Origin of the sequence: Actinospica durhamensis (genome assembly GCF_018139695.1) — a bacterium.
GTDB classification, from domain to species: domain Bacteria; phylum Actinomycetota; class Actinomycetes; order Streptomycetales; family Catenulisporaceae; genus Actinospica; species Actinospica durhamensis.
In genome coordinates this window covers 1-4,699 of the sequence record NZ_JAGSOG010000427.1, presented here as the reverse complement: position 1 = coordinate 4,699, position 4,699 = coordinate 1, and the positions used below count along the sequence as shown (strand labels likewise).

Genomic DNA, 4,699 nt, shown 5'->3' with positions numbered 1-4,699 from the left:
ACGTTCTTCTTCACGGTGGTCCCTCATCTCGGATGATTCTTGGCAGATTCACCCGATACCTACCAACTGGCAGGCTTCAGGTGGGGGACCGCCACCTGCGAAGTTCTACGAGAGTCGGGACATCCTCCGACCCACCCCACCCCGACCGCTATCACCACACGCTCAAGACATTCCAAGACGTGCCCACGCGCAATCACACCGTAGCCACGCCGACCGGAATCCGCAGGCCAACCGCCGAAAAATGGCGCCCAGCGGTCACATCGACGACGGCCATGGCGGACGCGTCCCACTGATCATCCGGAAGCGCTTGCGGCCAGAGCGTCAAACTGGGCCGACAGGTCTGAGTTAGTGAACGCCATCTCCACGCTGGCCTGGTTTATGGTCAAAAAAGGCCGTATCACCCAGTTTGGGTAGTGCGACCTTCGTCATTCCCCGCGGCTCATCCCCGACGATCGAGCTTGGCCATGGCGTCTTCCACTGCTTGAGGAAGTTTCTCGGCGGAAATGCCGAACTGTTCCATGCTCTTGGCGAAGTACGCGCGAGGGTCTCGCTGTGCCTCCATGGCGACCTCCGCCGACACTTTGATCACGCCGCAGTGTGACGGCGAGCAGCCGCTGGGGCCGTGCGCGTCGATGAGCGAAATGCCAGCGATGTAGTCCTCGCCCATGCGGGAGGCGGTGCAGACGCGGACATGGAACGAGCAGTCCTCATAGAAATCGCCGACTCTGATCCGTAGCCCGCGCTTGTGCATGCTCAGCATCCACACCCAGTGGCGCGGCCTCCGTGGGCATGCTCGCACCCAGTCGGGTATCGGACTGATGGCGGCCATGGCGTCGATGCTCTCATCCCTTGGGCAGGGTGGCCGAAGGGTTTAAGTAAGCCGATGTCATCCTCCACGCCGACCTACCGAAGCCCCGCCTATGTGCTTGGTTCGCTGCGCACTACGGCGGGGCTTTCGTCGTGGGCGGCGACAGCTAGGAACGGGAGTGAGGCATCGCGTCCTGGGGACCGCGCGTTGCCGACGGCTTGTGGTGCTTGCGCCGCTTGCTCCGCGCGTACAGCACCCATGGCGCGGTGACGATTACGGCGAGGCCGCAGAGGCCGGCGAACGTGGCCAACGCCAGTAGTGGGCTCGGTCTGGTCGCTGATCCGTCCTGAAGGATGCTGAACGTCGGCCCGTTCAGGATGACCAGCGCCCCCGTGGTCATTGCGAGAGCTGTGCCGCGCTGATCTGGGCGGCGCTTTCCGAGGTACATGATCAAGAGACCGAGGAGGCAGCCGAGGGGGAGCGCGAAGCTGCCGAGCCAATTGCGGGCCTGGATGTCCGGAGAGCCACTGTCCACAGCGACGGTGTCGGCCGACTCCACCTCGACAAGATCGCCATGCCACAGAACCGCCGTCAGCTGTTGCCCCTGCCTCGCCTGGCTGACCAGGCCACCGGCGCCAGTGTCCGGGCTCGTAGGGGTGAACTGCGTCTGACCTGCTCCGATCCCGGTCAGTTCGAGCCAGTATGAAGTCCCACTCCTCGTACCCGTGACCTGCCCGACCGACGCCACGGTGACGGGAACGAGCGCGACACAGTCAGGGCCCTGTGTCGCGGTGGCGCAATGCGGCGCCGAATCGTAGCGATGTGCCGCCAGTAGAGCAGGCACCACGAGGCAGCCGACGGCAACCGTCATCAGTGCGGCTATGGCGAGCTGTAGACGCAATATCAGCAGGACGAGCTTGCGTTTCTCAGCCGGGTTGGAAGTACCGGCCACGCCGTTTTTCGCCATCGGAGCCATGTCGCGCCCACCATCCCCCGTGTGCCAGGCGCACCTGCGCGCCCCCCGTTGCCACCGTGTGCCCAGTGTAGGGAGCTGCGGATATGGGCGGCGAAGAGTTTGAGTGGGCGGGCTCCTACTTTCGCGAGTGGCAGACAACGAGCACGCTGGACGGCGCCGGGCAGTAGCATGCTGACGCTCGATGGATCTGCGGGCATTGAAAAACTTCAAGGGAGGGGCTTTGGCGCTCATGCGTCGAAGGGCTGCCGCACTGGCGTTCGCCGTGGCAGCGGTCGGGGTGATCGCTCCAACTCAGCAGGCTGTCGCGGCGGCGGGGGCGACGTTGTATGTGAACAACGTGTCGCCGGCGTGTACGGACGCTGGATCTGGCACGCAGGCTGCGCCGTACTGCAGCATCCAAGCCGCAGCGAACGCGGCTACGGCCGGCGACACCGTGTTGATCTACGGCTCGACCGCCGGCGGGGGCACTTATGACTACACGAATGGCGATCCGTACGCGGGTGGCGTGAAGGTCACGAACTCGGGTACGGCTGCCGCGCCCATCGTCTTCAAGGCTGCGGCAGGTCCCTACGAGATCTCCGGCGGTGGCGACGCGTTCACCATCGACGGCGATTACGTCGAGGTGAGTGGCGCCGACATCGTCGATGCCTCGCTCGCGGCGTTCTGGGTGGGTGGGTCACACGACACCCTCGACCAGGATCAGACCGACACGGCCGGAAACCCGGTGTATGTCGGCGGTGGCTCGGATGTGACCATCCAACGCTCCTTCCTCGCTTCGTCGGGGATTGTGGCAGTCGTCTTCTCCGGCAGTTCCACCGGAGCGGTATTGACCACGAACGCCATATCCATCGCCGGCGGCGGCCCGAAGGACTACGCGGTACTCGTCGATGCGAGTCCTGATGTCGACGTCACCAGCAACACCATCGTCGTCCATGGGTGTGGGACTGGAATCGGGGTGCTGAACGGGTCCGTCGACGCGGTGATCGAGAACAACATCGTCTCCGCGGACGCGTGCGACCCCAGCTACGCCTCCGAGCAGTTCGCACTTCGGGTGGATGCGGTCTCGAGCGCCACGACGTCGGTCGGGTACAACATCTACACGACCGCCGACGGCGCCTTCGCGCCGTATTTCTGGGGCGGGACCGTCTACACCGCGCAAGCGGCGTTCACAGCGGCCACCGGCCAGGGCTCGGAGGATCTGGTCGAGCCCGGGCTGGGTCTGGGAACCACCGCGCTTCCCGCTGCCTCGGATCCGGCGAACGGATCCGCGAACCCCGCCGCGCCCGGCGAGCTTTCGACCGACGCATACGGAAATGCTTGGCCGAGCCCACCGGACCGCGGCGCTGTCGGCCTCGAGGAACTCACCAACGCCACCGCGTACGCCGATGCCTATACCGCCCAGCAGGCGGAGGTCCAGCTCGACCTGCAAGGCGTGGCCTGGGGAACGACGCCCCAGGTGACCGTTGACTGGGGGGACGGCAGCGGACTGGGCGGACAGCTTCTCATAGACACCGGAACCGACCAGACTGCCGACTTCTCCGATTACATCGTCGACTCGCACATGTACGCCCGGCCCGGCACGTACACAATCGCGGTGACCCTTCAAGACAGCGTTCAGACGATCACGCGGACGACGACGGTCGTGATGACGGGCAGCAGCTACATGCCGGTCGCCCCGACCAGGGTTCTCGACACACGCAAGGGACTCGGGGCTCCCAAGGCGCTCATCGGGCCTCATGGCACCATCGCCGTGAACGTCGTCAAGGGCGTCACGCTGCCGGTCGACTCGGGCACGGTCACCGCCGCGGTCATCAACGTGACAGCGACTGATGAGACCGCGAGCGGAATCATCACCGCGTACCCGGACGGCAGCGACGTGCCGACGTCGAGCAATCTGAACTTCCACGCGAACGAGAATGTCCCCAACCTGGTCACGGTCAAGGTCGGGGCCGACGGCGAGGTGGACTTCACCAACGGGTCCGCCGCGAGCACGGACCTGATCGCCGATGTCGAGGGCTACTACGTGCAATCCGCGAGTGGGAGCTACTACCTGCCAAACTCGCCGGATCGCATGATCGACACGAGGAGCGGAACCGGCGCCGCGAAGGCCCCGGTCGGCCCCGGCGGCACCATCACACTGAGCCTCCCGAATTGCACCCAGATCGTCAGCGGAAGCGCGGTCACTTCGACCGCGACGGCGATCGCCATGAACGTGACCGTGGTCAGCCCCACGGCGAACGGCCTGATCACCGTCTATCCCGACAAGACCGCTGTGCCCACTGCATCGAATCTGAACTACTCCATGAGCGAGACCGTTCCGAACATGGTCGTGGCCAAGGTCGGTACGGACGGCCGGGTCGCGTTTCGCAACACCTCCTCAGGGTCGGTGGAACTCGTCGTGGATGTCGAGGGTTGTTACTCTTCGGGCCTCGGAACCGCGTTCATTCCCATGGATCCGGTCCGGGTACTCGACACCCGTACCGGGCTCGGACAGATTCAGGCGTCAGAGCCGGACGGCCACAACGATCTGTCCTGGTCTTACGGAGACACGGCGTTGGGGAGTCTGACCGACGCCCTGGCGGTCGTCATGAACGTAACGGTCACCCAGCCACAGGCCAACGGCTACGTCACCGTCTATCCGGCGAACGGCAGCGCAAGGCCGCCGAACGCTTCGAACCTCAACTTCAGCACGGGAGAGACGGTCCCGAATCTCGTGATGGTCGCGACCGGGTTCAACGGCGATTTCAGCCAGATAGAGCTGTACAACGGCTCCAGTGCGCCGACTGAGCCTGAATCCACTGATGGGTAATGCTTCGATGCCCGCCCTGGGGTGACCCCGGTGACACGAGATGCCTTCTGACCTGGAAGAATAGAGGTTCTCTAGGCCCTTATCCGTTCAGTTCGAGAAGGCATCC

Annotated in this window: 3 protein-coding genes; 1 reads left to right on the top strand and 2 read right to left on the bottom strand. The window is 64.6% G+C overall.

What is annotated here, in order from left to right; translation table 11 throughout:
- Positions 1–439: 439 nt before the first annotated feature.
- Both KDL01_RS39125 and KDL01_RS39120 read right to left on the bottom strand, forming a co-directional pair.
- Positions 440–829, bottom strand: a complete 390-nt coding sequence (locus tag KDL01_RS39125; RefSeq protein WP_212533780.1) for a hypothetical protein — start codon at positions 827–829, stop codon at positions 440–442.
- A 145-nt stretch (positions 830–974) separates the two neighbouring features.
- Positions 975–1,784, bottom strand: coding sequence for a hypothetical protein (locus tag KDL01_RS39120; protein ID WP_212533779.1), 810 nt, complete (start codon positions 1,782–1,784; stop codon positions 975–977).
- A 181-nt stretch (positions 1,785–1,965) separates the two neighbouring features.
- On the opposite strand from KDL01_RS39120, the gene KDL01_RS39115 reads away from it, so the two are divergent.
- The gene (locus KDL01_RS39115; RefSeq protein ID WP_212533778.1) at positions 1,966–4,593 is read left to right on the top strand and encodes a right-handed parallel beta-helix repeat-containing protein; all 2,628 of its coding nucleotides are present in this window, start codon (positions 1,966–1,968) and stop codon (positions 4,591–4,593) included.
- Positions 4,594–4,699: the final 106 nt, after the last annotated feature.